General features: G+C 64.8%; 22 protein-coding genes. 11 read left to right on the forward strand and 11 right to left on the reverse strand.

Annotation, left to right across the window (positions count from 1 at the left end; translation table 11 throughout):
* Positions 1–7: 7 nt before the first annotated feature.
* From AC0L3B_RS20430 to AC0L3B_RS20440, 3 genes are read right to left on the reverse strand one after another with little or no spacing between them, the layout of a single operon-like run.
* Positions 8–2,821 carry a DUF4159 domain-containing protein gene (locus tag AC0L3B_RS20430; RefSeq protein WP_473380954.1) on the reverse strand — a complete coding sequence of 938 codons (2,814 nt, stop codon included), beginning with the start codon at positions 2,819–2,821 and terminating at the stop codon, positions 8–10.
* Positions 2,818–3,762: a DUF58 domain-containing protein gene (locus AC0L3B_RS20435; protein ID WP_018454955.1), complete on the reverse strand. Its 945-nt coding sequence runs from the start codon at positions 3,760–3,762 to the stop codon at positions 2,818–2,820. Before AC0L3B_RS20435 ends, AC0L3B_RS20430 begins: the two co-directional genes overlap by 4 nt.
* A complete protein-coding gene (locus AC0L3B_RS20440; protein ID WP_018454954.1) occupies positions 3,762–4,760 on the reverse strand; it encodes an AAA family ATPase in 999 nt (332 codons plus the stop codon). The genes AC0L3B_RS20435 and AC0L3B_RS20440 overlap by 1 nt, the downstream gene beginning before the upstream one ends.
* Before the next feature lie 280 nt (positions 4,761–5,040).
* Between AC0L3B_RS20440 and AC0L3B_RS20445 the strand changes: the two genes are divergently transcribed.
* From AC0L3B_RS20445 to AC0L3B_RS20465, 5 genes are read left to right on the forward strand one after another with little or no spacing between them, the layout of a single operon-like run.
* On the forward strand, positions 5,041–5,652 hold the full coding sequence (locus AC0L3B_RS20445; protein ID WP_473380955.1) for a DUF1285 domain-containing protein: 612 nt from the start codon (positions 5,041–5,043) through the stop codon (positions 5,650–5,652).
* Positions 5,649–6,320 carry a CoA pyrophosphatase gene (locus tag AC0L3B_RS20450; protein WP_027568565.1) on the forward strand — a complete coding sequence of 224 codons (672 nt, stop codon included), beginning with the start codon at positions 5,649–5,651 and terminating at the stop codon, positions 6,318–6,320. Before AC0L3B_RS20445 ends, AC0L3B_RS20450 begins: the two co-directional genes overlap by 4 nt.
* Complete coding sequence (locus tag AC0L3B_RS20455) at positions 6,317–6,580, forward strand: DUF6111 family protein (protein ID WP_018454951.1); 264 nt, start codon at positions 6,317–6,319, stop codon at positions 6,578–6,580. The genes AC0L3B_RS20450 and AC0L3B_RS20455 overlap by 4 nt, the downstream gene beginning before the upstream one ends.
* Positions 6,581–6,589: 9 nt before the next feature.
* On the forward strand, positions 6,590–7,846 hold the full coding sequence (locus AC0L3B_RS20460) for a CCA tRNA nucleotidyltransferase (protein WP_085352647.1): 1,257 nt from the start codon (positions 6,590–6,592) through the stop codon (positions 7,844–7,846).
* Positions 7,843–8,610 carry a sulfite exporter TauE/SafE family protein gene (locus AC0L3B_RS20465; protein ID WP_473380956.1) on the forward strand — a complete coding sequence of 256 codons (768 nt, stop codon included), beginning with the start codon at positions 7,843–7,845 and terminating at the stop codon, positions 8,608–8,610. The genes AC0L3B_RS20460 and AC0L3B_RS20465 overlap by 4 nt, the downstream gene beginning before the upstream one ends.
* Positions 8,611–8,660: 50 nt before the next feature.
* Here AC0L3B_RS20465 and AC0L3B_RS20470 read toward each other — a convergent pair whose 3' ends face one another.
* Positions 8,661–9,080 carry a nuclear transport factor 2 family protein gene (locus tag AC0L3B_RS20470; RefSeq protein WP_231188813.1) on the reverse strand — a complete coding sequence of 140 codons (420 nt, stop codon included), beginning with the start codon at positions 9,078–9,080 and terminating at the stop codon, positions 8,661–8,663.
* 41 nt (positions 9,081–9,121) lie between these two features.
* Here AC0L3B_RS20470 and AC0L3B_RS20475 point away from each other — a divergent pair, with 41 nt between their 5' ends.
* Entirely contained in the window at positions 9,122–12,871 is a 3,750-nt protein-coding gene (locus tag AC0L3B_RS20475) for a response regulator transcription factor (RefSeq protein WP_473380957.1), read from the forward strand.
* Between the two features lie 99 nt (positions 12,872–12,970).
* Here AC0L3B_RS20475 and AC0L3B_RS20480 read toward each other — a convergent pair whose 3' ends face one another.
* Positions 12,971–13,186, reverse strand: coding sequence for a hypothetical protein (locus AC0L3B_RS20480; RefSeq protein WP_018454947.1), 216 nt, complete (start codon positions 13,184–13,186; stop codon positions 12,971–12,973).
* Positions 13,187–13,576: 390 nt separating this feature from the next.
* On the opposite strand from AC0L3B_RS20480, the gene AC0L3B_RS20485 reads away from it, so the two are divergent.
* Entirely contained in the window at positions 13,577–14,650 is a 1,074-nt protein-coding gene (locus AC0L3B_RS20485; protein WP_473380958.1) for a TauD/TfdA family dioxygenase, read from the forward strand.
* Positions 14,651–14,762: 112 nt separating this feature from the next.
* Here AC0L3B_RS20485 and AC0L3B_RS20490 read toward each other — a convergent pair whose 3' ends face one another.
* The 6 genes from AC0L3B_RS20490 to AC0L3B_RS20515 all read right to left on the reverse strand — a co-directional run bounded on the left by AC0L3B_RS20490 (position 14,763) and on the right by AC0L3B_RS20515 (position 18,468).
* On the reverse strand, positions 14,763–14,957 hold the full coding sequence (locus tag AC0L3B_RS20490; RefSeq protein ID WP_317244906.1) for a DUF2158 domain-containing protein: 195 nt from the start codon (positions 14,955–14,957) through the stop codon (positions 14,763–14,765).
* A gap of 371 nt (positions 14,958–15,328) precedes the next feature.
* Complete coding sequence (locus AC0L3B_RS20495) at positions 15,329–16,075, reverse strand: HAD family hydrolase (RefSeq protein ID WP_473380959.1); 747 nt, start codon at positions 16,073–16,075, stop codon at positions 15,329–15,331.
* Positions 16,072–16,971 (reverse strand): oxygen-dependent coproporphyrinogen oxidase, encoded by a 900-nt coding sequence (hemF, locus tag AC0L3B_RS20500; protein ID WP_247299558.1) that lies wholly within the window; start codon positions 16,969–16,971, stop codon positions 16,072–16,074. The genes AC0L3B_RS20495 and hemF overlap by 4 nt, the downstream gene beginning before the upstream one ends.
* A 4-nt stretch (positions 16,972–16,975) precedes the next feature.
* Complete coding sequence (locus AC0L3B_RS20505; RefSeq protein WP_085352700.1) at positions 16,976–17,341, reverse strand: 6-pyruvoyl trahydropterin synthase family protein; 366 nt, start codon at positions 17,339–17,341, stop codon at positions 16,976–16,978.
* Positions 17,342–17,358: 17 nt separating this feature from the next.
* A complete protein-coding gene (gene queE, locus AC0L3B_RS20510; protein ID WP_247299557.1) occupies positions 17,359–17,991 on the reverse strand; it encodes a 7-carboxy-7-deazaguanine synthase in 633 nt (210 codons plus the stop codon).
* Positions 17,992–18,009: 18 nt separating this feature from the next.
* Complete coding sequence (locus AC0L3B_RS20515) at positions 18,010–18,468, reverse strand: tRNA (cytidine(34)-2'-O)-methyltransferase (RefSeq protein ID WP_018454940.1); 459 nt, start codon at positions 18,466–18,468, stop codon at positions 18,010–18,012.
* A 278-nt stretch (positions 18,469–18,746) separates the two neighbouring features.
* Between AC0L3B_RS20515 and petA the strand changes: the two genes are divergently transcribed.
* The 4 genes from petA (at position 18,747) to AC0L3B_RS20535 (ending at position 24,708) form a co-directional block, all read left to right on the forward strand.
* A complete protein-coding gene (gene petA, locus AC0L3B_RS20520) occupies positions 18,747–19,277 on the forward strand; it encodes a ubiquinol-cytochrome c reductase iron-sulfur subunit (protein WP_026232845.1) in 531 nt (176 codons plus the stop codon).
* A gap of 62 nt (positions 19,278–19,339) precedes the next feature.
* Positions 19,340–21,412 (forward strand): cytochrome b/c1, encoded by a 2,073-nt coding sequence (gene fbcH / locus AC0L3B_RS20525; RefSeq protein WP_018454938.1) that lies wholly within the window; start codon positions 19,340–19,342, stop codon positions 21,410–21,412.
* 144 nt (positions 21,413–21,556) lie between these two features.
* The gene (locus AC0L3B_RS20530) at positions 21,557–22,231 is read left to right on the forward strand and encodes a dienelactone hydrolase family protein (protein ID WP_231188791.1); all 675 of its coding nucleotides are present in this window, start codon (positions 21,557–21,559) and stop codon (positions 22,229–22,231) included.
* Positions 22,232–22,545: 314 nt separating this feature from the next.
* On the forward strand, positions 22,546–24,708 hold the full coding sequence (locus AC0L3B_RS20535; RefSeq protein WP_473380960.1) for an anthranilate synthase component I: 2,163 nt from the start codon (positions 22,546–22,548) through the stop codon (positions 24,706–24,708).
* Positions 24,709–24,714: the final 6 nt, after the last annotated feature.

Below are 24,714 nucleotides of genomic sequence, written 5' to 3' on the forward strand. Positions count from 1 at the left end.
ATCGATCCTACTGCCCCAGCCGTTCGATCAGGGCCGGTGCGTGCACCTGGTCGGCCTTGTAGTTGCCGGTCAGCGTGTACATCACGATGTTGGCGCCGGCGCGGTAGGCGAATTCGCGCTGGCGGGGGTCGCCGCCGATCACCGGCAGCATGGACTGGCCGTCGGGCCGCACGGCCCAGGCGCCGGCCAGGTCGTTCGAGGTGATGATGATCGGCGAGACGCCGTCGCCGCCGCGTGCCGGCCGCTGCGCGCTGTCCTCGTCGTCTTCGCGCGGCAAGGTCTCGACCCAGGTCTGGCCGGTGCTGAAGCGGCCGGGGAAGTCGCGCAACAGATAGAAGGTCTTGGTCAGCACGTGCTCCCGCGGCACCGGCTCCAGCTCGGGCACGTCGAGCGAGGACAGGATCTCGCGGAGCGTCTGCATGGCCGGGGTCTGCGCGGCGCCGTTCGCGCCGGGCGGGGCTTCGACCGCGTCGCGGGTGTCGAACAGCACGGTGCCGCCCTGCTTCATATAGGCGTCGATCTTGTTGATGGCGTCCCGCGACGGCTTGGGCGCGCCCGGCACGATCGGCCAGTAGATCAGCGGGAAGAAAGCGAGTTCGTCGCGCGCCGGGTCGATGCCGACGGGATCGCCGGCCTCGAGCGCGGTGCGCTGCGCCAGGAACAGCGTCAGTCCGGATAGCCCGGCCCTGACGATGGAATCGACGTCGGCATTGCCGGTCACGACATAGGCGAGGCGGGTCTGCGACACCGCCTTCATCGCGAACTCGTCGGACGCGCTGTCCGCATGCGACGGCGTCGGCACGAACGAGGCGAGACCTGCGAGCACCAGCCCAAAGACGATCATCGCGGGCGCGGCGCGGCGGCGCACCAGCGCGGCAAGGCCGCCGCCGAGTACCGCGACGATGATGGCGTCGATCAGGAACAGCGCGAGCGCCGTCGATAGCAGCCAACCGCGCAAGTCCTGCGGCTCGGCGTTGGTGTAGGTGGCATGCCGGGCGCGCAGGCTGGTGGTGTTCAGGGCTGCGATACGGTCGGCGCTGGCAAGCGTGTTCACGGCGAGCGGTCCTTCTGCCGGACCATAGAAGCCCGGCGGATGATCGGGTGTGGCGCGGTCGCGATAATCCGCGGGCAGCGGCTTTGCGGCAGCCGGCGGCGGACCGAACGCGCCAAAGCCATCGAGGATGTGCAACGGCGCCACCGTTTCGGCGGTCGCCTCGGTGGCAACGCCTGGACCCGGCTTCGCGGTATAGCCGGACAGGTCGACGACACGCCGCAGGATTTCGACGAAGGTGCCCGACATCGGCAGATCCGACCAGCGCATGTCGGCGCTGACGTGGAACAGGCTGACGACGCCCTTGCCGCGATGCTCGCCTGTTACCAGCGGCGTGCCGTCTTCCAGCGACGCCCAGCTTTTGGTGGCGAGCACGGCGTCGGGCTCGGCCAGCACCTGGCGGCTTATGGTGACGTCCTTGGGGACCACGACGCCGGCAAACGGACCGTCGGCGGCAAAGGAGGCCAGATGTTGCGGCTTTTCCCAGGTCAGGCTGCCGCCGAGCGTCCGGCCGCCCTTGCGCAGCTTGACCGGGACGAGATCGTCCTCGGCCTGCGCCAGCCGCGGACCGGCGAACCGCACCAGCACGCCGCCCTGGTCGATCCAGGCATTGAGACGCTCGCGGATTTCAGGGGCGATGGTGCCGACATCGGCAAGGATGATCATCGGCAGCTTCTGATCGAGGAACTGCGTGATGCCCTGCTGCGGCGAGCCCTTGTCGGCAAGCCGCACGTCGGCGAACGGCGCCAGCGCACGGGTGAGATAGAAGGTCGGCGCCAGCAGCGGCTGCGCGGTCTCGCTGGTCGAGCCCGAGACGATGCCGATGGCGCGGCGGCGCCAGCGCTTGTCGAGCAGCTGCACTGCGCCGGCGGAGCGCTCACCGGCAATTTCCAGCCGCGTGATGTCGTTGCGCAGCTCGACCGGCAGGTCGAACGACGCTTCGGTTTCCTTGTCCTGCGGGCCGAACGAATAACGCGCTTCGCCGATCGGCGAGGCCTTCTGGTCCAGCGCGCGCACGGTGCCGATGGCGATGCCGCCGTCGGTGCGCAGCACCTTCACCGTCATCCTGGCTGCGGCGTTCTCGGCCGCGACCAGGGCTAGGGCTGAGGAGGTGCCGCCTTCGAACACGGTCAGGCTGCGATCGCCGATGGTCTTGCCGAGGCCCGCCACGAATTCCTCGCCGCGACCGGTATCGACGCTGTCGGAGAGCCAGGCGATCTCGCAGTCGCCGGTTGCTTTCAGGAAGCGATCGATTGCGGTCAGGGTCTCGACGCGTTCGATCGAATACGGCTTTGGCGTCAGCTGCCGCAGCGCGACGCGCGCGGCGCCCGCCGGCATCAATGTGATATCGCGGTTCGGCTCGGATAGCGGTACCAGCGCAATCGCACGGCGGTCATTCTCGGCACTGGCGATCAATTCGTCGGCGGCCCTGATCCGGATGTCCCAGTTCGAGGCCGCGCTCCAGCCGTCATCGAACATGATCATCAGCGGCGCCTTGCTGGCGGCCGCGCCTGTTTGCGGATTCCAGATCGGACCGGCGGCGGCGAAAATGACCAGTGCCGCAGCCAGCAGCCGCAATGCGGTCAACCACCACGGCGTTCGCGACGGGGTCTCTTCGCGCGGTGCGATGTCGAACAGCAGGCGCGTCGGCGGAAACTCGATGCGGCGCGGCCGCGGCGGCATCACGCGCAACAGCCACCACAGCACCGGCAGGCTGACGAGGCCGATCAGGAGCAGCGGTTCGGTGAAGGCGAGCGGCAGTCCCATCATGCTGCCGGCCCCGCCTTGATCGTTGTGGTGCGCGCGCCCGATTTGCTCACCTGCATGCCGGCATGCAGGAACAGCAAGAGCTCGGCGGCCGAGCGGTCGGTCGCATGCGTCGTGAACAGCCAGTCGAGCTTGTTGGTCTCGGCGCGGATCTGATCGCGGTGCAGCGCGAGCCGGGCGGTGTAATCCTGCGCCCAGCTCTCGGCGCGGCCGGCGGTGATCACGCCGAACCCCTCGGGCTCGACGAACTCGACGCGGCCGGAATAGGGGAATGATTCCTCGGCGGGATCGACGACCTGCACCAGCGTGCCATGCGCGCCGGAGCCGGACAGGCCGGCGAGCGTGGTCCTGATCTCGGAGAGCGGCGACCAGAAGTCCGACAGCACGATCGTCTCGGCCAGCGCCGCGGGCACAAAGGAGGGCGGCAGGCTCAAGCGGTCGGCATCGTCATGCAGCATCGCCTGCGCCATCTTGTCGATGACGCTGCGGCTGGCGGTCGGTGCCATCAAACCGGGGATGCCGACGCGCTCGCCGCCGGAGACCAGCAGTTCGGCCAGCGCGAAGGCGACGATCAGCGTCCGCTCGAGCTTGGATTCACGCGCCTGCTTTGACGCGAACGCCATCGAGGGCGAACGATCGGGCCAGATCCAGACCGTATGCGAGGCTTCCCATTCGAGCTCGCGGACATAGAGGAGATCGTCGCGCGCCGAGCGCCGCCAGTCGACATTCTGCGACGGTTCGCCGGAGACGAAACGGCGGTATTGCCAGAAATTTTCGCCGGAGCCGGCGCGACGGCGACCGTGCAGGCCGTGGATGACGTTGGCGGCGATACGGCGGGCCTCGAGCACCAGGCGCGGCAGCGAAGCGGCGAGCGTGCGGCTTTCGCCATCGGCACGTCGGATCGCGATGACCTCCTTTGCTGTGTGCCCGTTCTCCGCCGCCATCAACCGATCCGTGTCTTCAATTGCCGGATCACGTCCGGAATCGTGCGGCCTTCGGCGCGCGCCTGGAACGTCAGCGCCATGCGGTGCTTCAGCACGGGCTCGGCGAGGTCGAGCACGTCGTCGATTGAGGGCGCGAGGCGGCCGTCGATCAGCGCGCGAGCGCGCACCGCGAGCATCAGCGATTGGCTGGCGCGCGGGCCCGGTCCCCAGGCGATGAACTTGCTGGTGTCGCCGCCGTCCGGACCCGGACGGGCCGAGCGCACCAGCGACAGGATCGCCTCGACCACGGAATCGCCGACCGGCAGGCGCCGGATCAGTCGCTGCGCGGTGATGAGTGCATCAGGTGTCATCGAGCCCTTCGCCAGCGTCTCGTCGGCGCCGGTGGTCTCGAACAGGATGCGGCGCTCGGCGTCGCGGTCGGGATAGTCGACGTCGATCTCCATCAGGAAACGGTCGAGCTGGGCTTCAGGCAGCGGATAGGTGCCTTCCTGCTCCAGCGGGTTTTGCGTGGCGAGCACGTGGAACGGCTTCGGCAGATCGTGACGCGCGCCGGCAACGGTGATGTGCTGCTCCTGCATCGCCTGCAGCAGCGCCGACTGCGTGCGCGGGCTGGCGCGGTTGATCTCGTCGGCCATCAGCAGTTGCGCGAACACGGGGCCGGAGATGAAGCGGAAGGCACGCTTGCCGGAGGTGCTCTCGTCCAGCACTTCGGCGCCGAGAATGTCCGACGGCATCAGATCGGGCGTGAACTGGATGCGCTTGGCATCGAGGCCGAGCGTGATGCCGAGCGTCTCGACCAGCTTGGTCTTGGCGAGACCGGGGACGCCGATCAGCAGCGCATGGCCGCCGGAGAGGATCGTAACCAGCGTGTTCTCGATCACGCGATCCTGGCCGAAGATGACGGACGCGATCGCATCCTTTGCCGCGCGAATCTGGCTCGACACCTGCTCGGCCGAACGGACGATTCCGTCTTCGAGCTTCTCGACACTCTCCGCCATCCGTTAGCTCCTTCAGCCTGCCATGCAGCTCGCTTGCGTCGTCATGTCATCACGTCCTCAACTCAAGACGTGGGCCCTATGCTAGACTTGCAGGAAGGCCATGTATTCGTTGAATTAACCTATCCCCACCTTATCGGCTTAGGGATATGTAGGGCATCACGAAGTGGCGACCTCCACACCGGACGAATGCGGGGTGGAACCGAGTACCGGGATACAACGTAAACCTGCACCAATCGTGCCAAATGACCGATCGTGCCAAATGACAAAGTCAGGGCAAACCATGGCGAACCAAGGGCAGAGCGCCGATCGCGGTCTTGAGGGGCTGACTGCCGCTGCCAAAACTGCTGCCGATGCCGAAGGCGCCAAAAAGGGCCTGCCTCCGGTGCATTTGTGGAATCCGCCGTTTTGCGGCGATCTCGACATTCGAATCGCGTCAGATGGTACTTGGTTCTATTTGGGGACGCCAATCGGCCGTCATGCCTTGGTTCGCCTGTTCTCGACCATCCTCAAGCGCGAAGGCGACAAGCATTTCCTCGTCACGCCGGTGGAGAAGGTCGGCATTCGCGTCGACGACGCGCCGTTCATGGCGGTCGAGATGCAGAAGGACGGCGATGCCAACCATCGCGTGCTCCGCTTCCGCACCAATGTCGACGACTGGGTCACCTGCGATGCGGCGCACCGGCTGCGCTTCGAGCAGGCCAAGGACGGCGGGCTGACGCCCTATCTGCATATCCGCGCCGAGCTCTGGGCCAAGGTCACCCGCGCGCTCTATTACGATCTGGTTGACATGGGTGAGGAGCGGATGGTCGATGGCCAGCCGATGTTCGGTATCGAGTCGGCCGGCGAGTTCTTCGCCATGGCCGATGCGGAGCAGGTGAGGGCCGCGCTTTGAACAAGCCTATCTCCAGGAACGATCCCGCCGTGATCGGTGCGGCGGATTTCTTCGCCCGCTCCGCCGCGCGGCTCGGCTTCGACGTTCCGCCCGGCCTCTACGATCCCAACATCATTCCGGCCTCGGGCGATCCCGGCACCGACAAGATGCTCGAGATCATCGCGCGCGAGCAGCCGGTGCGGCCGGCGGCGGTCTTGATCGCGGTGGTCGATCATCCCGAGCCGACCATTCTGCTGACGCAGCGTTCGGCGCATCTGAACGACCATGCCGGCCAGATCGCATTCCCCGGCGGCAAGATCGACGCAACCGACCGCTCGCCGCTCGATGCGGCGCTGCGCGAGGCCGAGGAGGAGGTCGGGCTGTCGCGCGACTTCGTCGAGCCGATCGGCTATCTCGATCTCTACGGCACCGGCTTCGGCTTCCGCATCCTGCCGACGGTGGCCAGGGTGCGCCCGGGCTTTGAGCTGACGATCAACCATTCCGAGGTTGATGATGCGTTCGAAGTGCCGCTATCCTTCCTGATGAACCCGGCCAACCACCAGGTGCACAGCAAGGAATTCCGCGGCATGGAGCGGTCCTACTACGCGATGCCGTTTGCCGAACGCTACATCTGGGGCGCGACGGCCGGCATGCTCCGTGTGCTCTATGAGCGGATCTATTCGTCATGATTCGGCCGATCCTGACCGAGATCGGAATCTTCCTCGTTCCCTTTGCCGTCTATGCGCTGTTCCTGGCCGCCACGCGTTCCGGCCTGTTCGTGCAATCGTCCTGGCCGATCACCATCGTCGCGCGTCTCATGCTGGCGGCGCTCGTGCTGGTGATCGCCGGGCTGATCGGCTTTGCGCATTTCTCCGGCGCCGCACCGGATTCGACCTATGTCCCCGCCCATGTCGAGAACGGCAAGCTCGTGCCGGGCGTGGAAAGATAGGGCCGGCCGATGAGCGCGGTGCCCATGCTCGCCGATGCGCCCTGGCTGATTTCGGGTGGCACCGCGCGCGTCCTGCAATTGCTCAATGCGGATGGCGAGGAGGCGCGGGTTGTCGGCGGCGCCGTGCGCAACGCGCTGCTCGGCCTCGTCCCCGGCGACATCGACATCGCGACCACGGCGCTCCCGCACGAGGTGATGCGGCGCGCCAAAGCTGCCGGCATCAAGGCTGTGCCGACCGGCATCGACCACGGCACCGTCACCCTCGTCATCGACGGGCAACCTTACGAAGTCACGACGTTGCGCGAGGATACCGAGACCTTCGGCCGCAAGGCCAAGGTCGCGTTCGGCCGCGACTGGGTGAAGGACGCCGAGCGCCGCGACTTCACGATGAACGGGCTCTCGGTCGATGCCGACGGCGTCGTCCACGATTACGTCGGAGGCATCGCGGATGCGGCCGCGCGGCGCGTGCGCTTCATCGGTGATCCCGACCAGCGCATCGCCGAGGATTTCCTGCGCATCCTGCGCTTCTTCCGCATCCACGCCGCCTTCGGCGCCGGCGATCCCGACCGCGACGGCTATCTCGCCTGCATCCGGGGACGCGCCGGCCTCGCGAGCCTCTCGGCCGAGCGGCTGCGCATGGAGACGCTGAAGCTTCTGGTCGCTCCCGGCGCGTCCGCCGCCGCGCTTGCGATGGCCGATGGCGGATTGCTGCAGGCGCTGACCGGCGGCGTGGTCTACACCGGACCGCTCGCGGCGATGATCGTGATCGAGCGCGAGCTCGGCCTCACCGCAAGCAGCACGCGGCGCCTCGCCGCGCTGGCGATCGCGGTGACTGAAGACGCCAAGCGCGTCGCCACGCGCCTGAGGCTCTCCAATGCGGAAACCAAGGCGCTGGATTCGATGGGGCACCGCTGGTGGCGCTTGGCCACCAAGGACGAAGCCGATGCGCGGCGGCTGCTCTACCGGCTCGGTGCGGATCGCTATCACGATCGCGTGTTGCTGGGCTGGGCGAGAGCCGGCGGTGACGTCGGCTCGTCGCGATGGCGTGCGCTCGCCGAGCTGCCGCAGCGCTGGACTGCGCCGAAATTTCCGCTTCGCGCCGCCGACTTCATCGCGCGCGGCATGGCGGAAGGACCCTCGCTCGGACATGTGTTGACGCTCGCGGAGGACGCTTGGCTTGCGGCGGATTTTCCCCTAGAGGAAGCCGCACTCGCTTCCATCGCCGATCAAGCTGCGGCACGCGTCAGCCGCGATGAGAGAACGTGACCATCGTCTCAGGCTTCGCCGACATCTCGATCTTTCAGCTCCTGCTGGTCGCGTTGATGGCGTTGTTTGCTTCGATTATCGGTGGTCTCGCCGGCTACGGCACCGGCGCCTTGATGCCGCTGGTGCTGGTGCCTCTCGTCGGCGCCGAACCGGTGGTGCCGATCATCGCGATCTCCGCGATCTTCACCAATTCCAGCCGCGCGCTCGCCTATCTCCGCTATGCCGATCGCCGCCGCGCGCTGATCGTGCTGGCCTGTGCGGCACTGACGACAGCGCTTGGTGCCTACGGCTACACACGGCTGACCAATGCGGGCGCGGCGCTGGTGATCGGCTCCATGCTGATCCTGAGCGTGCCGCTGCGCCGTGTGCTCCGCCGCCGCCAGGTCAAGATCGGCGACACTGGGCTTGCGGCCGGCTCGGTCGGCTATGGCGTGCTGGTCGGCGGCACCTCCGGCTCCGGCGTGATCCTGCTGTCGCTGCTGACGGCCGCGGGCCTGGAAGGCGCGGCCGTGATCGCGACCGATGCCATGATCTCGCTCGGCACCGGCCTCATCAAGATCTCGGTGTTCGGCCTCGCCGGCGCCGTGACCGCACAGGTGCTCGCCTTTGCGCTGCTGATCGGAGCAATCGCAATCCCCGGCGCGTTCCTGGCAAAAGCCTTCGTCGAGCGGATGCCGGTGCACATCCACACCGCGATCCTCGACGTCGCGGTGATCACCGGCGGCGTAGTGATGATCTCGGCTGCGGCGAGGCAGCTCATCTAATCAATCGGATGTGGCGCTGTCCCGCTGCCAGTTTGGTTCACGCCGCGGGTCTAGTGTGAGGGACTGCAGTCCAGTTCCTTGATCCTGCCGGCGGCGTCAAATGCCAAAAGTGCACTCATGACGCCAGCACTGGTGAGGTACGAGATAATGGTGCCGTCGTTGCGCCAGGGATTGAGATCATCCAACGTGCCTGCCGGATATTTCCGGAGGTGATCGACCCAATAGGCACGAAGTGCTTCGCGGCCGGTGATGGTTTGGCCGCCGGCGCAGCCGCAGTGGACCACGGCATCCTCGGCATGAAGTTCCAAAATCGCTTCGATATCGCCCGCGCGATAGGCATCAAGCCAGTCGACCGCAACGGCCATCGGGTCAAAGGACATATTTTTCACTCGCATCGCGTCCAAATCTGGGTCAGGCTCTGGAACCGCCAGGCCTTTTTTGATTTTAATATCCCACCCGGGCACGGCCATATGGCGAACGACATAGGGGACCGGGCCGAGGGCCAAAGTCGATGTTGGACACGTCCGCCAGGCAGGGGATACTCAAGCCCATCCGGCTCGTGATCGTCGATCCACAGCCGATCGTTCTGCAGGGACTGAGGTCGGTCCTCGGGACGCAGCCGGACTTCGACGTTGTCGCATCGTCCAGCGATCGGACAAGCTGCCTCGAAGCAATTCGGAAGCTGACACCTGACGTCGCGCTTCTTGCCGACAAGGTGCCGGATCTGACGGTCTCCGAGATCCTCGCGATTGTGAAGGCGGAGAAGCTCTCCACGCGCCTGGTGTTCTTCACCGAGTCCGATACCGACCACGATCTGACTTCAGCCATCGCAGCCGGCGCCTGCAGCGCAATTTCGAAGTATGCCTCTCCCGCCACGATGCTGCGATCGCTGCGGCTGATGACGAAGAGCGGCGTGGCACTGGAGAAGTCCGATCTCTCCGCACCCGGCAAGGAGGCGGACGGCGATAGCAAAGTCGAAGGGATGCTGGAGCTGTTGACGCAACGGGAACGTCAAATCGCACGACTCGTGGCGGAAGGAATGTCGAACAAGGAGATCGCGCGTCAGCTCAACGTTTCCGACGGGACGGTCAAGGTCCACCTGTACAATATTTTCCAGAAGCTTGAGATCACCAACAGAACTGTGCTCGCGACCATCGCATTGCTGCAACGGCCCTCCGGTCTGGCCGCGCTCTCCCTGGCATTTCTGGCGCTCGCAATTGCGGACGAACTCAAGGCGTCGGAAGCGAACGACATCTTCCCGGATGAGAACGGCGTCGGCCACGTGGACGAGCACGCGGGGTACGAGCCCTGGAAAAAAGGGATTCTCCGGCACCTCGTCGTCTGGGAATCCGGCGAGCCGCCCACGCAGGCCCAGAGAGACTTGTTCGCCAAGGCCGCCCAAATCACCAACCCGGCGGCGGCAATGGAAGCGCTACGCGCGGCCGAGCAATCCGGGGGCGCGAAAGCGTGGACGCACCACGCTCCTGCTGGATCGGGCGCGCCCGATCTTCCCGTGCCCTTACTGCGAGGAGCAAACGACATACAGGTCGGAGTTGACCCGGCCCCGGAACATCAATTCCCGCGGCTTCTTTCCAATGCGATGTCGATGCATGGAGGGTATGGCAACTTTGCTATTCTCACCGGTGCGTTGATCTACGCACTGGAGGATCCCCATCTCGCCGCCCACGCGCATGACCTTCGTCAAGCGTCGATCGACAGCATCCTGGCCGTCACTGAAGAGAGTGCGACCACAAAACTGGCCGCGATCACCCATGCTGCCGCCAATCATGCCGACAATTCAGCCCCGGGTTTCCTTTCGCACGATGTCCGCCTGTCTTTCGCCGCTGTGACCACTGGAAACGGCAACCTCGCTGAAGGCGCTCTGGGCGAAAAGGGCCCGGGCGATGCGGGTGACAATCTCCATAAATTTGTTGGCGCGGACCCTGGTCACGATGCCGGTGTCGGCGGGGGCGGCGACGTTGAAAAAATTGTTTATCGCTCCCCGATTGACTCCGAGTCTAACCAGTTCAAGTCGACCTCTTCCGACGCCGTGTTCGATTTCGCATCTGGGCCGGGCAGGATCAATCTTGCGGCTTTCGGAGCGCTTGCCTGGCTGCACATGACGGCGGCAACCAAGTCTATACCGCCACATACACTCGCCTGGGTCTACGACTCCGCAAGCAACGAGACGATCGTCTATGTGAATGCGACCGATCATATCCTTGATATCGGCGATCGCGGCCTGCTGGAAATCCATCTCGAGGGGATCGTGGCCGTTGCGGAGGCGGATGTCGGCTCCGAGCCAGATGGCGCGGCTGTTGCGACCACCTTGGAGCAGCTCGAAGCCGCGCTGATACCGGCGATCGCAACCGATGAGGCCGCTCTGACGAAGGATCATGTCCAAACCAGTATCGAGGGGAGCGAGAGCACGCTCGGGACGGCTGGAGCCTGGGCCCTTCTGGCCAACAACGGCTCGGGTTTCCATTTCGGGCAGGCCCGGACCGGCTTGGGGACGTCGACGAGGCTCAGAAGCTCCAGCGACGCGTCGGCGGATGCAACGGAAGAGAGCGATGGTGCGTCTGCCGCGTCGGCTCACGCATCATCCATCGAGCTTGCTCATAGCGCGACGGCCCCGGCAGCGGCAAATGTCGCATCGAACAATGGTCCGATCAATGCGGGCAACGGCGTTTCGTCGACGGGGCCCAACGAGATCGGCCAACCCAGCGTCGTAACCGCCGACAGCGCGGGGCACGGCAACTCGCAGCACGCTTCGGACCCATCGACTGAAGCTGGCTCCAAACCGGGCAACGGCGTCGGCCATGACGCCGAGCATCACGATAAGGCCTCGGACGCTCCAGGAGGGTCAGCGAAGAACGCAGAACCAGACGGCGCGGAACACGGCAAAGCCGGGCACTCAAATGCTGCAAAAGCACCGGACGCAGCCGAGACCGATCCGGACGTCGCAACGGCCGCCGACGCGGGTCACGGCAACTCGAAGCACGCTTCGGAGCCGGGGTCTGCAAAGGCGGCAGCCGACGAATCGACTGAAGCTGGCTCCAAAGCGGGCCACGGCGTCGGCAATGGCGCCGAGCATCACGCTTCGGCTTCGGAAGCTCCGGGAGGGCCAGCGAAGAAGGCCGACCCAGGCGGCGCCGAACACGGCAAATCCGGGCACTCCGCCGCCCCAAACGCACCAGACGCAGGCGAGATCGATCCGGGCGCCGCGATAGCCGCCGGTGCAGGCCACGGCAACCCGCAGCACGCATCGGAGCCAGGGTCCGCAAAGGCCGCAGCCACCGAATCGACTGAAGCTGGCTCCAAACCAGGCCACGGCGTCGGCAATGACGCCGAGCATCACGCTTCGGCTTCTGACGCTGCGCACGGACCAGCGAAGACGGCAGAACCAGGCGGCGCGGAACACGGCAAATCCGGACACTCAGCCGCCCCAAACGCACCGGCCGCAGCCGAGATCGATCAGGGCGCCGCAACGGTCGCCGGCGCGGGCCACGACAACCCGCAGCACGCATCGGAGCCAGGATCCGCAAAGGCGGCAAGCACGGGATCGACGGAAGATGGGGGCAAACCGGGCAACGGCGCCGGCGATGGCGCCGAGCATCACGCTTCGGCTTCGGAAGCTCCGGGAGGGTCAGCGCAGAAGGCAGAACCAGACGGCGCGGAACACGGAAAATCCGGGCACTCAGCCGCTGCAAGCCCGCCGGACGGAGCAGCGATCGATCCGGCCGCCGCAACGCCCGCCAGCGCGGGCCACGGCAACTCGCAACGCGCTTCGGAGCCAGGATCTGCAAAGGCGGCAAGCACGGAATCGACGGAACATGGAGGCAAACCGGGCAACGGCGCCGGCGATGGCGCCGAGCATCCCTCTTCGGCTTCGCAGGCTGCGGGGACCGTGAAGACAGCAGAACCAGCCACCGTGGACCACGGTAACTCGCAGCACGCTGCGCAATCTGCAGCAATCGCAGACGACGCACACACGGCCAAGGCTGCGTTCGAAACCGGCGGCGCAGACCAGGGACCGGTATTCCGGTTCGATAGCGGCGTAGCTCCTTCTGCTTTCGTCGAGATAGTCGGACTGAAAGAGTTCAATCATCCGCTGGATGCGCACGTTCCGCCCGGTCAGGAAGAAGGCCTCGGGTTCAACGTCAAGCTCGTCCCTCATGCACTGAACGGACACGCGGACGATCACGGCACCAACAGCCCGCACCAAGCGATTCTACCTGCGCATCATGATTTGCTGATCTGAACCGCTGCATCGTCATTGACCGAAAATGGCAACTGTCACCGTAGCCACGGCTCAGGAACGCGACGCCTTTGGCGGATCAGCCTGATGGGGAGCAGTTGTTCAGGGTTGCAGCCGTGAGAGCAGACGTTGCCGATCCTGATCGCGACCTCGCTGCTCCATGCGCATCCGTTCAAGTTCGCCTTCAGCTTTGGTTGTGTCCTCGTTCTGGCGCTTCATTTCGATGATCAGCGCCTCCTGCTCGGCGAGCCGGCGTTCTCCTTCGACGACGTCGCGCTCGATCTGCCTCAGCTCATCGTATATCGCCGTCGTGTACATCCCGATCCTCGCGCGGCCGTGCTGCGAAGCACGCCGCAGAGTAGGTTTCGCTTCGTGCAGGGCCTTTATCGGGCGCGCGGTGCGGCTATGACCACAGCGCGACGCGTATGGCTTTTAACTCAGCCAGCTTCGCGAACGTTCCGGCTGATGCCATTTTTTCCCGGGCTTTGATCGATCGCACGAGAGGCCATGTTGTTAACCGATCCCCTTGGCGGAAGCGGATCGCCAACTGCCCGGAACGGATCTCGTCAAGCGAGCGCACCCGTTGTCGGCGACAGTGCACTCGGCCCAGGGCTGCGCGTCAGCCAAGTTGCAAACAAGCGGTCGGCACAATATCGTCGATCGTCCGCGCCGATGTCTGACGTTCAATCTCCCTCAGGAACCAACCCTATGAATGTGGTCTCACTGCCCAGCGGGATCCATCGCCCTCCAGGGAAGGTCGATATCCCATCCGCCTGGGAGGGGGCTGAGATGAAAGCCAATCCTGATCGATGGTTGATATCGCTTGCTGCCGGCGAAATCGCCGAACTCGAGGGCGTGGCTGAAACATATCTTGGCAGAAACAAAACAATCGCCGAGATCACGAAGGAAAGCTTTCCGCTTCCCCATCTCGGCGCGCACCTGGAAGATCTCAAGAAGAAGCTCCTGGTAGGCATTGGCTTCGAAGTGATCCGCGGCCTCCCGGTGGCAAAATACAGTCAGGAGTTTGCCGCTACGATCTTTTGCGGAGTGGGCGCCCATCTTGGATCGGCGCGGTCTCAGAATGCAGCGGGCCACATTCTCGGTCACGTCCGTGACACCGGCGCCGATGCTAAGGATCCGAACACCCGAATTTATCAAACCTCGGAACGGCAAACATTCCACACGGATTCGTCCGACGTGGTTGGATTGTTATGCATTCGCGAGGCGAGGGAGGGAGGGGATTCTCTCCTTGTCAGTACGACGACAATCTACAACGAGATGTTTGACAGACGTCCCGACCTTGCCGCTCTCTTGTTTGATCCGATCGCGACGGACCGACGAGGCGAGGTGCCGGAGAACGAAAAGCCATATCTTGAAATCCCGGTGCTGAATTGGCATGCGGGGTTCCTGACCGGGTTTTATCAGCGCCAATATATCGATAGTGCGCAGCGCTTTCCCGATGCGCCGAGACTGACGCCGGCTCACGTCGAGGCGCTCGATCTTTTTGACGCGCTCGCAAATGATCCCGCGCTGCATTTCGGCATGCGGCTTCAGCCGGGCGACATGCAGTTCGTTTACAATCATGCCTTGCTGCATGACCGGACCGGATTCCGCGATTGGCCCGATGCAGGCCAGAAGCGTCATTTATTGCGCCTTTGGCTCAGCATGGAAGGCGACCGGCCGTTGCCCGATTGCTTCAAGCAGCGCTATGGCTCGATCGAGATCGGTAACCGTGGCGGCATCATCACCAAAGGGACCAGTTTGAACGTTCCGTTGGATTGACGTTCGAGCATCCAGCGATGTCCGCTCTCGTGCCGATATGGACAGAGGAGCGGACACCAAGTTGGGCGGAGCCGAGCACCCCGACCTAATGAGGACGCGGCCTCAGCCGCGCTTACTCCTCGTCTTCGTCGTCTTCATCCTCGAGCTCTTCCAGGTGCTCGAGCACCGCAAGCGGGAGCGTCTCGCGAAACAGATCGCCCTCCGCGCCCATCCAGAGACAGATCACGTCCTCGCCCTTCACGTCCGCGACGGTGAGCGGCTGCCCGCCGGATTTCAGCATGACGATATCGCCGGCTTTTAGTTCCATAGATGGTCCTTTCGGGTTGATTGACGGCGAAGCTAGCAAACCGGCATGACATGCCGATCACGGGCCACTCGGTCAGTGGATGTGTTGCGGTAGCGCGCATCCGCCGGCCAGACTGCTGAAACGTCGATCAGAGAGCTTTAGGCCGGAGCGATCCCATCACGAGAGGCAATGGTGCCTGTTCGATGGATGGCACAAGGGCTCTTCCGTCCCGTGCGTCGCGACCATGACACCATGCGCCTGTTTTGCCCGACGGCGCAAATGATTTCGTCAGATCCGCAGTTTGCGCTCGCCGCAAGTCCTTGATTTTGCTGCGGCCGTCTACTGTGCATGGGGTTGTTTTCGACGTTTTTGTTTGCGCACCCTGATTGCGGTCAGCCCGGCACCAGTTCTGTCAGCGAGCGGATGATGCGGTCGGGCTTGACGATCGAGCCTTCGGGCAGGCCGTCGCCATGCACGTCGATCCAGATCGAGTAGATGCCGAGACGCTGCGGCGTCACGACTTCCCATTCCAGATTGTCGCCGATCATCCATGTGTCCTTGGCGGTGACGCCGAGCGCCTCCATCGCGTGCAGATAGGCACGCTCCTCGGGCTTGCCGAAACCGTGCTCGCCCTCGATCTGGATGTGGTGGAAGCGGTGCGCCAGCTCGAAGCGTTCGACCTTGGCGCGCTGGGTGTCCGCGGCGCCGTTGGTCACCAATGCGAGCTTGATGCCGAGCGCCTTGAGCCTGTCGATAGCGTCATGCGCGCCGGGGAAGACGAACATCTCCTCCTCGCGATAGGCGGTGAAGCGGTCGGCCAGGCGAATGGCGAGGTCGTCGGGCAGGGCGCGATGACCGGCGGCCGCGAGCGCGGTGAAACCGCCCTTGACGGTGAGGTGCCGGGCTTCGGCGAGCTTGAGCCGCCACGAAGCGTCCGCATTGGCCCAGAAATTCTTCGCGAAGGCCAGGACGGTGCTCGCGACCAGTTGCGGCGGCAGCGGCGCGAGTTCCTCGGCGAACTCCGCTGTGATCGTGTTCCAGGCGATCTCGGGCCGCGCATAGGCCGACAGGATGGTGTCGTCCATGTCGATTAGCATGGCGCGCGGGAGCGGTCTCATCGCGGGCTTCATCGTCGTCATGGCCACTTCACCACCGGTGGTAGCGACGACAGGATCGAATCCACATTGCCGCCGGTCTTGAGACCGAAGATGGTGCCGCGGTCGTAGAGCAGGTTGAACTCGACATAGCGGCCGCGCCGGATCAATTGCTCCTCGCGATCCTCCGCGGTCCAGCTTGTCGCGAAATTGCGCCGCACGATGTCGGGATAGACCTTCAGGAAAGCGCGACCGACGTCCCGGGTGAAGGCGAGGTCGGCGTCCCAGTCGCCGCTGTCGTGCCAGTCGTAGAAGATGCCGCCGATGCCGCGCGCCTCTTTGCGGTGCGGCAGGTGGAAATACTCGTCGCACCACTTCTTGTACTTGTCGTAATCGGCGATGCCGTTCGGCTGCGTGCAGGCCTGTTTCATTGCGGCGTGGAAGGCGATGCTATCGGCATCGTCCTGCGTGCGCCGGCGGTCGAGCACCGGCGTAAGATCGGCGCCGCCGCCGAACCAGGCTTTGGTGGTGACGACGAAGCGCGTGTTCATGTGCACCGCCGGCACGTGCGGATTGCGCAGATGCGCAATCAGCGAGATGCCGGAGGCCCAGAACTTCGGGTCGTCCGCCGCGCCCGGAATTTGCGCGCGAAACTCTGGTGCGAATTCGCCGTGCACGGTGGAGCAATGCACGCCGACCTTCTCGAACAGGCGGCCGGACATCATCGACATCACGCCGCCGCCGCCGGCCGCGCCGGTATGATCGGTGCGCTGCCAGGGTGTGCGTTTGAAGCGGCCGGCCTCACCGGGATAAAGGCTCTCGGGGGCATCGTCCTCCAGCCGCTCGAAGCTCGCGCAGATCTCGTCGCGCAAGGCTTCGAACCAGGCGCGTGCGCGCGTCTTGCGGTCTTCGATCAAGCTCGGGTCCAATGTGGATGTCATTCCGTCAGCCCTGCGGACCGTAATAGGTGCAGCTCTCGTTGCAACTGTCGCGATGGATGCTGACGCGGGTGAGCTTGCCGATAGGGGCCAGCCGCTCCCAGACGAAGCGCGAGAGGTTTTCCAGCGTCGGTGTGCCCAGCGCCTCGATCTTGTTGAGGTACTTGTGATCAAGCGTCATCCGCACGTCGTCGATGGCGCGCTGGACCAGGCCGAGATCGACCACCATGCCGGTTTTGGGATCGGGCGTGCCGCGCAGCGTCACCTCGGCGCGGAAGGAGTGGCCGTGGATCTCTTCGCTGGCCGCGCCGAATGTCGTTCCCGACAATGAGTGCGCCGCCTCGAAGCGAAACGATTTCGTCAATTCCCACATCTGTTCGAAAACCAATCCTATCTGATACCAAGCGACTTATGCGTCTGCACGCTGAGCCGCCATTGCGGATGATTGAGGCAATAGTCGATGGCGCCCGCGGTGTTTTGGGCGACCTCGGGCCCGTCCATCGGCTGCAACGAGAAGCGCTCGAAGGCGAGATCCGCGAAGGCGTCCGGCATGGCGAGCGGCTGCGGATAGACCAGCTTCAGTTCGTGGCCACGCCGGACCACCAGATCGCTGCCGCCCTTTGGGCTGACGCAGATCCAGTCGAGCCCCTCGGGCGGGGCGATGGTGCCGTTGGTCTCGACGCCGATCTCGAAGCCGCGGGCATGGAGCGCGTCGACCAGCGCGGTATCGACCTGGAGCAGTGGCTCGCCGCCGGTGAGCACCACATAGCGGTTGGCGGTGGAGGCTGTCCATTGCGCGGCGATGGTGTCTGCGAGTTCCGCGGCCGAGCCATAGCGACCGCCGAGGGTGCCGTTGGTGCCGACGAAATCGGTGTCGCAGAATTTGCAAGTGGCCTCCTGACGGTCGGCCTCGCGCCCGCTCCAGAGGTTGCAGCCGGCAAAACGGCAAAACACGGACGCGCGCCCGGCATGGGCGCCTTCGCCTTGCAAGGTCAGGAAGATTTCCTTGACCGCGTAACTCAACCGTCTCTCCTCAACATCTCAAACTTGCGGGTTCCGGAGCTGCCTTAGCGCTTCGCCTGCGGCCATCGCCGCGGTCATGGCGACATTGAGCGACCTCAGCCCCGGAGCGATCGGGATCACCAGCCGCGCGTCCGCCGCCTCGACCACCGCCTCGGTGACGCCGGCGCTCTCGCGCCCGAATAGCAGGATGTCCGCCGTCTGGTAACGGAAATCGCGGTAGTCGGTCGCCCCCTTGGTGGTGAACAGCAGCAGGCGAGCGCCTTGCGCCGCCCGCCATTGCTCGAACTTTGACCAGGAGTCATGCCTGACGATGCTGACCTGATCGAGGTAGTCCATTCCCGCCCTGCGGAAATGCCGGTCGGAGACCGGGAAGCCCGCCGGTTCGATGATATGGGCGGCCATGCCCAGACAGGCGCAGAGCCTGAGAATCGTGCCGGTGTTCTGGGGGATGTCGGGTTGGAAAAGCGCTATCTGCATGGGCGGTGCCGGGTTCGGTGCGGGCCGGAAATGTCTCAATAAAACATCGCTGGCCGCGGAATTCGTGCATTGCACGCTCCCGCGCCGATAGCGGGCTTGCGCTCGCCCGGCAAGGGTGCCAATAGAACGATTCTGGACTGCTGTTTTCGCCTTGTTTTGGTGGGGGCACGCGAAGTTCTGCCGCCGCGGGGGGCCGCGGGCGCCGGCAGGCTGTTCCGGGGACCTTGGGGGCTCCCGGAGCGGTTCCGCCGGCTGCATAAGAAGAAAGGGTTGGAATCGTGACGACAGCGTCTTCGGCGGACCATCCGACACGCCGTGATTTCTTATTCGTTGCAACGGGGGCAGCTGCAGCAGTAGGGGGCGCAGCCGCGCTCTGGCCCTTTATCTCCCAAATGAATCCTGATGCGTCGACCATCGCCGCTGGTGCGCCGATCGAGGTCGATCTCAGCCCGGTTGCCGAGGGGCAGGACATCAAGGTGTTCTGGCGCGGCAAGCCGATCTATATCAGCCACCGCACCAAGAAGCAGATCGACGAGGCGCGCGCCGTCAACGTGGCGAGCCTGCCCGATCCGCAGTCCGACGAGGCCCGGGTCAAGTCCGGCCATGAGCAGTGGCTGGTCGTGATCGGCATCTGCACCCATCTCGGCTGCATCCCGATCGCCCATGAAGGCAATTACGACGGGTTCTTCTGCCCCTGCCATGGTTCGCAGTACGATTCGTCCGGCCGCATCCGCCAGGGGCCCGCGCCCGCGAACCTGCCGGTGCCGCCGTACCAGTTCGTTTCCGACACCAAAATCCAGATCGGCTGAGCTTCGGGCCCTCGTCCGAAGCTTCGCGCCGTCTCGTCGTATTATTTCCTCAGGATCGCATCATGAGCGGACCATCCGACTACCAGCCGAGCAATCCGGCCCTGCAATGGATCGAGCGACGTCTGCCGATCCTCGGCCTCATGCACTCCTCCTTCGTGGTCTATCCCACCCCGCGCAACCTGAACTATTGGTGGACCTTCGGCGCCATCCTCTCCTTCATGCTGGGGATCCAGATCCTGACCGGCGTGATCCTGGCGATGCACTACACGCCGCATGCCGACCTCGCCTTCAAGTCGGTCGAGCTGCTCGTCCGTGACGTCAATTACGGCTGGCTGCTGCGCAACATGCATGCCGTCGGCGCCTCGATGTTCTTCGTCGCTGTCTACGTCCACATGCTGCGCGGCCTCTATTACGGCTCCTACAAGGAGCCGCGCGAGGTGCTGTGGATCCTTGGCGTCATCATCTACCTCCTGATGATGGCGACGGGCTTCATGGGCTACGTGCTGCCGTGGGGCCAGATGAGCTTCTGGGGCGCCACCGTCATCACCAATCTGTTCTCCGCCATCCCCTATGTCGGCGAGAGCATCGTGACGCTCTTGTGGGGCGGCTATTCGGTCGGCAACCCGACGCTGAACCGCTTCTTCTCGCTGCACTATCTACTGCCGTTCCTGATCGCGGGCGTCGTCGTGCTCCACGTCTGGGCGCTGCATGTCTCCGGCCAGAACAACCCTGATGGCGTCGAGCCCAAGACGGAAAAGGACACTGTTCCGTTCACGCCGCATGCAACCATCAAGGATATGTTCGGCGTCTCCTGCTTCATGCTGCTCTACGCCTGGTTCATCTTCTACATGCCGAATTATCTCGGCGACGCCGACAATTACATTCCGGCGAACCCGGGCGTGACGCCGCCGCACATCGTGCCGGAATGGTATTACCTGCCTTTCTACGCGATCCTGCGCTCGATCCCGAACAAGCTCGCGGGCGTGATCGGGATGTTCTCGGCGATCATCATCCTGTGCTTCCTGCCCTGGCTCGACGCCGCCAGGACGAAGTCGTCGAAGTACCGTCCGCTGGCCAAGCAGTTCTTCTGGATCTTCGTCGCGGTCTGCATCCTGCTCGGCTATCTCGGCGCGCAGCCGCCGGAAGGCATCTATGTGATCGCCGGCCGGGTCCTGACGTTCTGCTATTTCGCCTACTTCCTGATCGTGCTGCCGCTGCTCTCGCGGATCGAGAAGCCGCGTCCGGTGCCGAACTCGATCTCGGATGCCGTCCTGGCCAAAACCGGGAGCAGGTCGACGCCGATGGTGTCGAGCGCGATCGTGCTTGCACTGGCGGGCGCGTTGTTTGCGGGCTCAGCCGACAGCGCGCGCGCCTCCGAAGGCAGCGACAAGCCGCCGGGCAACAAATGGTCGTTCGCCGGTCCGTTCGGCAAGTACGATCGCGGCGCATTGCAACGCGGCCTGAAGGTCTACAAGGAAGTCTGCGCCAACTGTCACGGCCTGTCCTACGTCGCCTTCCGCAATCTCGCGGAAGCCGGCGGTCCCGGCTATTCGGTCGCGCAGGCTGCAGCCTTCGCCTCCGACTACAAGGTCAAGGATGGTCCGAACGACGCCGGCGACATGTTCGAACGCGCGGGCCGGCCGGCGGATTATTTCCCCTCGCCATTCCCGAACGAGCAGGCGGCGCGTGCGGCGAACGGCGGCGCGGCGCCGCCGGATCTGTCGCTGATCACCAAGGCGCGTTCCTACGGCCGCGGCTTCCCGATGTTCATCGTCGACTTCTTCACCCAGTATCAGGAGCAGGGTCCGGACTACGTCTCGGCGCTGCTCCAGGGCTTTGAGGACAAGGCGCCCGAAGGTGTGACCATCCCGGAGGGCTCCTACTACAACAAGTACTTCCCGGGCCACGCCATCAAGATGCCGAAGCCGCTCAGCGACGGCCAGGTCACCTATGACGACGGCTCGCCGACCACGGTCGCGCAGTATTCCAAGGACGTCACCACGTTCCTGATGTGGACCGCCGAACCGCATATGGAAGCGCGCAAGCGCCTCGGTTTCCAGGTGTTCATCTTCCTGATCATCTTCGCCGGCCTGATGTACTTCACCAAGAAGAAGGTCTGGGCAGACTCGCACTGAGGGGCCCGAGGCGAGAATGAAGAGGCCCCCGCAAGGGGGCTTTTTTGTTGGGCACGAGAGTGTGTTGTCAGGCGCGATTGCCTATCGCCCGCTCAAACGCCAAAATGCCGCCAACCGCTCCCCAAAAACTCGTCGGAGGACACCATGGGAACCACCATCACCTTCAAGCGCCCGGACGGCAAGGACGCATCGGGCTATCTCGCCAATGCCGCGCGCGGCAACGCGCCGGGCGTGGTGGTGATCCAAGAATGGTGGGGCCTTTCGGACCAGATCAAGGGCCTCTGCGACCGCTTCGCGCTGGCCGGGTTCGATGCGCTGGCGCCAGATCTCTACAAGGGCAAGGTGGTGCCGTATCACGACACCGACGCCGCCGGCAAAGAGATGAACTCGCTCGACTTCATGGACGCCACCACGCAGACGGTGCGCGGCGCCACGCAATATCTGTCGCGCAACGGCGCCAAGGTGGGCCTGACCGGCTTCTGCCTCGGCGGCGCCGTCACCATCATCGGCGCGGTGCATGTGCCGGAGCTCGCCGCCGGCGTGGTGTTCTACGGCATCCCGCCAGAGCAGGCGGCCAAGCCCGCCGACGTCAAGATCCCGCTTCAGGCCCATTTCGCCAACAAGGACGATTGGTGCACGCCGGAGCTGGTCAACGGTTTCGAAAAGGCCATGAAGGCCGCCGGCAAGTCGCTGGAGCTGTTCCGCTATGACGCCGAGCACGCTTTCGTCAACGAGCAGCGCCAGGCCGTGCACGACCGGGAAGCCGCCGAGCTCGCCTGGGGCAGGGCGACGGAGTTTTTCAGGAAGCATCTGGGGTAGGTGTGCTGCGCCAGTCGCGCTACCATTTCAGTGTCGCCCCGGCCTGGTGCGCAATTGCCCGGCCTTCGCCGGGACGACTGTGGTGATCGGCGTTGAGCAGCCAGCCCAGCCAGCCTTGACGTCGTCCCCGCGCCATGGTGAGTATCCGCCCATGAGCACCGCCGTCCGCCCATCCCGTCTTTGGTGGCGCACCTCCTGAGAGGTGGCCGGTGCGATTTATTCTCCCAAAATCGTCTGAGGTCGCCCACGCAGTGCGGCGGCCTGATCGTTTGTCCTGTGTGGCGTTCCCTCGACAAGTTTCGTAAGAGGACCCCATGAACAGGACCGTCTTTGCCCTTCCGGCTCGAAGCGACTACGTGACCCGCGCGGGGCTTGCGATCACGCGCGTGGCGGAACAGTTTTCCGGCGGCGCCAACCGGCTCGACGATCTCGTCAGCCTGCTCGACCGCCGCCGCGGCGTGGTGCTGTCGTCGGGCACGACCGTGCCCGGCCGCTACGAGAGTTTTGACCTCGGCTTCTCCGATCCGCCGCTCAAGCTCGAGACCACCGGCGTCAATTTCAAGCTGGAAGCGCTGAACGCGCGCGGGGAGGTGCTGATCGCCTTCCTCGCCGACGTCTTGCGCGAACCCTGCGTCGTGATCTCCGAGACGACGCCGACGCGCCTTGCCGGTCATATCATCCGCGGCGAAGCCCCGATCGACGAAGACCAGCGCACGCGGCGCGCCAGCGTGATGTCGCTGGTGCGCGATCTCGTCGCCGCTTTCTCCGCCAATGACGACGGCGTGCTCGGCCTGTTCGGCGCCTTCGCCTACGATCTCGTGTTCCAGATCGAGGACCTCGTGCAGAAGCGCGCGCGCGAGAGCGACCAGCGCGACATCGTGCTCTACGTCCCCGATCGCCTGCTCGCCTATGACCGCGCCACCGGCCGCGGCGTCGTGCTCACTTACGATTTCGCGTGGAAGGGCAAGTCCACCGCGGGCCTGCCGCACGAGACCGCCGAGAGCCCCTACCTCAAGACACCGCGCCAGGGTTTTGCCGATCACGCCCCCGGCGAATATCAGGCCACTGTCGAGACCGCGCGCGCTGCCTTTGCGCGTGGCGATCTGTTCGAGGCGGTGCCGGGGCAGCTCTTCGCCGAGCCCTGCGACCGCTCGCCGGCGGAAGTGTTCCAGCGGCTCTGTGTCATCAATCCGTCGCCCTACGGCGCGCTGATGAATCTCGGCGAGGGCGAATTTCTCGTCTCGGCCTCTCCGGAAATGTTCGTGCGCTCGGACGGACGCCGGGTCGAGACCTGCCCGATCTCGGGGACGATCGCGCGCGGTACCGATGCGATCGGCGATGCCGAGCAGATCCGCCAGCTCCTGAACTCCGAGAAGGACGAGTTCGAGCTCAACATGTGCACCGACGTCGACCGTAACGACAAGGCGCGCGTCTGCGTCCCGGGCACGATCAAGGTGCTGGCGCGCCGGCAGATCGAGACCTATTCAAAGCTCTTCCACACCGTCGACCATGTCGAAGGCATGCTGCGTCCCGGCTTCGATGCGCTCGATGCGTTCCTCACGCATGCCTGGGCCGTCACCGTCACCGGCGCACCAAAACTCTGGGCGATGCAGTTCGTCGAGGATCACGAGCGCTCACCGCGCCGCTGGTATGCCGGCGCGATCGGAGCGGTGAATTTCGACGGCAGCATCAACACCGGCCTCACCATTCGCACCATCCGGATGAAGGAGGGCCTCGCGGAAGTGCGCGTCGGCGCCACCTGTTTGTTCGACTCCGATCCCGCCGCCGAGGACCGCGAATGCCAGGTCAAGGCCGCGGCCCTGTTCCAGGCGCTGCGCGGCGATCCGCCGAAGCCGCTGTCGGCCTTTGCGCCCGACGCCACCGGAAGCGGCAAGCGGGTACTGCTGATCGACCATGACGACAGCTTCGTCCATATGCTGGCCGATTACTTCCGCCAGGTCGGCGCCGACGTCACCGTGGTCCGCCATGTGCATGCGCTCGACATGCTCAAGCAGAAGCGGTGGGATTTGCTGGTGCTGTCGCCAGGGCCGGGCAGGCCCGAGGATTTTGGGATCAAGAAGACCATCGACGCGGCGCTGGCGGACAAGCTGCCGGTGTTCGGCGTCTGCCTCGGCGTCCAGGCGATCGGCGAGTATTTCGGCGGCGAGCTCGGGCAGCTCACGCATCCCGCCCATGGCCGGCCCTCGCGGGTTCAGGTACGTGGCGGGCGGCTGATGCGCAATCTGCCGAACGAGATCGTCATCGGCCGCTATCACTCGCTGTATGTCGAGCGCGACAGCATGCCGGAGGTGCTATCCGTCACCGCCAGCACCGAGGACGGCGTCGCCATGGCGCTCGAGCACAAGACCCTGCCGGTCGCCGGCGTGCAATTCCATCCGGAATCGCTGATGTCGCTGAGCGGCGAGGTGGGCTTACGAATTGTCGAGAACGCGTTCCGCCTGGATGCGTCGCGCTGATTGAGA

The sequence above is a fragment of the Bradyrhizobium sp. Kon56 genome (assembly GCF_055807635.1).

Coding starts and splice junctions, on each gene's coding strand:
- AC0L3B_RS20495 (WP_473380959.1), bottom strand. CDS start 16,075: ATGACGACGATGAAGCCCGCGATGAGACCGCTCCCGCGCGCCATGCTA.
- AC0L3B_RS20535 (WP_473380960.1), top strand. CDS start 22,546: ATGAACAGGACCGTCTTTGCCCTTCCGGCTCGAAGCGACTACGTGACC.
- AC0L3B_RS20445 (WP_473380955.1), top strand. CDS start 5,041: ATGGCGAACCAAGGGCAGAGCGCCGATCGCGGTCTTGAGGGGCTGACT.
- hemF (WP_247299558.1), bottom strand. CDS start 16,971: ATGACATCCACATTGGACCCGAGCTTGATCGAAGACCGCAAGACGCGC.
- AC0L3B_RS20515 (WP_018454940.1), bottom strand. CDS start 18,468: ATGCAGATAGCGCTTTTCCAACCCGACATCCCCCAGAACACCGGCACG.
- AC0L3B_RS20460 (WP_085352647.1), top strand. CDS start 6,590: ATGAGCGCGGTGCCCATGCTCGCCGATGCGCCCTGGCTGATTTCGGGT.
- AC0L3B_RS20475 (WP_473380957.1), top strand. CDS start 9,122: ATGTTGGACACGTCCGCCAGGCAGGGGATACTCAAGCCCATCCGGCTC.
- AC0L3B_RS20435 (WP_018454955.1), bottom strand. CDS start 3,762: ATGGCGGCGGAGAACGGGCACACAGCAAAGGAGGTCATCGCGATCCGA.
- AC0L3B_RS20490 (WP_317244906.1), bottom strand. CDS start 14,957: ATGGAACTAAAAGCCGGCGATATCGTCATGCTGAAATCCGGCGGGCAG.
- AC0L3B_RS20530 (WP_231188791.1), top strand. CDS start 21,557: ATGGGAACCACCATCACCTTCAAGCGCCCGGACGGCAAGGACGCATCG.
- AC0L3B_RS20470 (WP_231188813.1), bottom strand. CDS start 9,080: ATGGCCGTGCCCGGGTGGGATATTAAAATCAAAAAAGGCCTGGCGGTT.
- AC0L3B_RS20455 (WP_018454951.1), top strand. CDS start 6,317: ATGATTCGGCCGATCCTGACCGAGATCGGAATCTTCCTCGTTCCCTTT.
- fbcH (WP_018454938.1), top strand. CDS start 19,340: ATGAGCGGACCATCCGACTACCAGCCGAGCAATCCGGCCCTGCAATGG.
- AC0L3B_RS20430 (WP_473380954.1), bottom strand. CDS start 2,821: ATGATGGGACTGCCGCTCGCCTTCACCGAACCGCTGCTCCTGATCGGC.
- AC0L3B_RS20440 (WP_018454954.1), bottom strand. CDS start 4,760: ATGGCGGAGAGTGTCGAGAAGCTCGAAGACGGAATCGTCCGTTCGGCC.
- AC0L3B_RS20505 (WP_085352700.1), bottom strand. CDS start 17,341: ATGTGGGAATTGACGAAATCGTTTCGCTTCGAGGCGGCGCACTCATTG.
- AC0L3B_RS20485 (WP_473380958.1), top strand. CDS start 13,577: ATGAATGTGGTCTCACTGCCCAGCGGGATCCATCGCCCTCCAGGGAAG.
- AC0L3B_RS20480 (WP_018454947.1), bottom strand. CDS start 13,186: ATGTACACGACGGCGATATACGATGAGCTGAGGCAGATCGAGCGCGAC.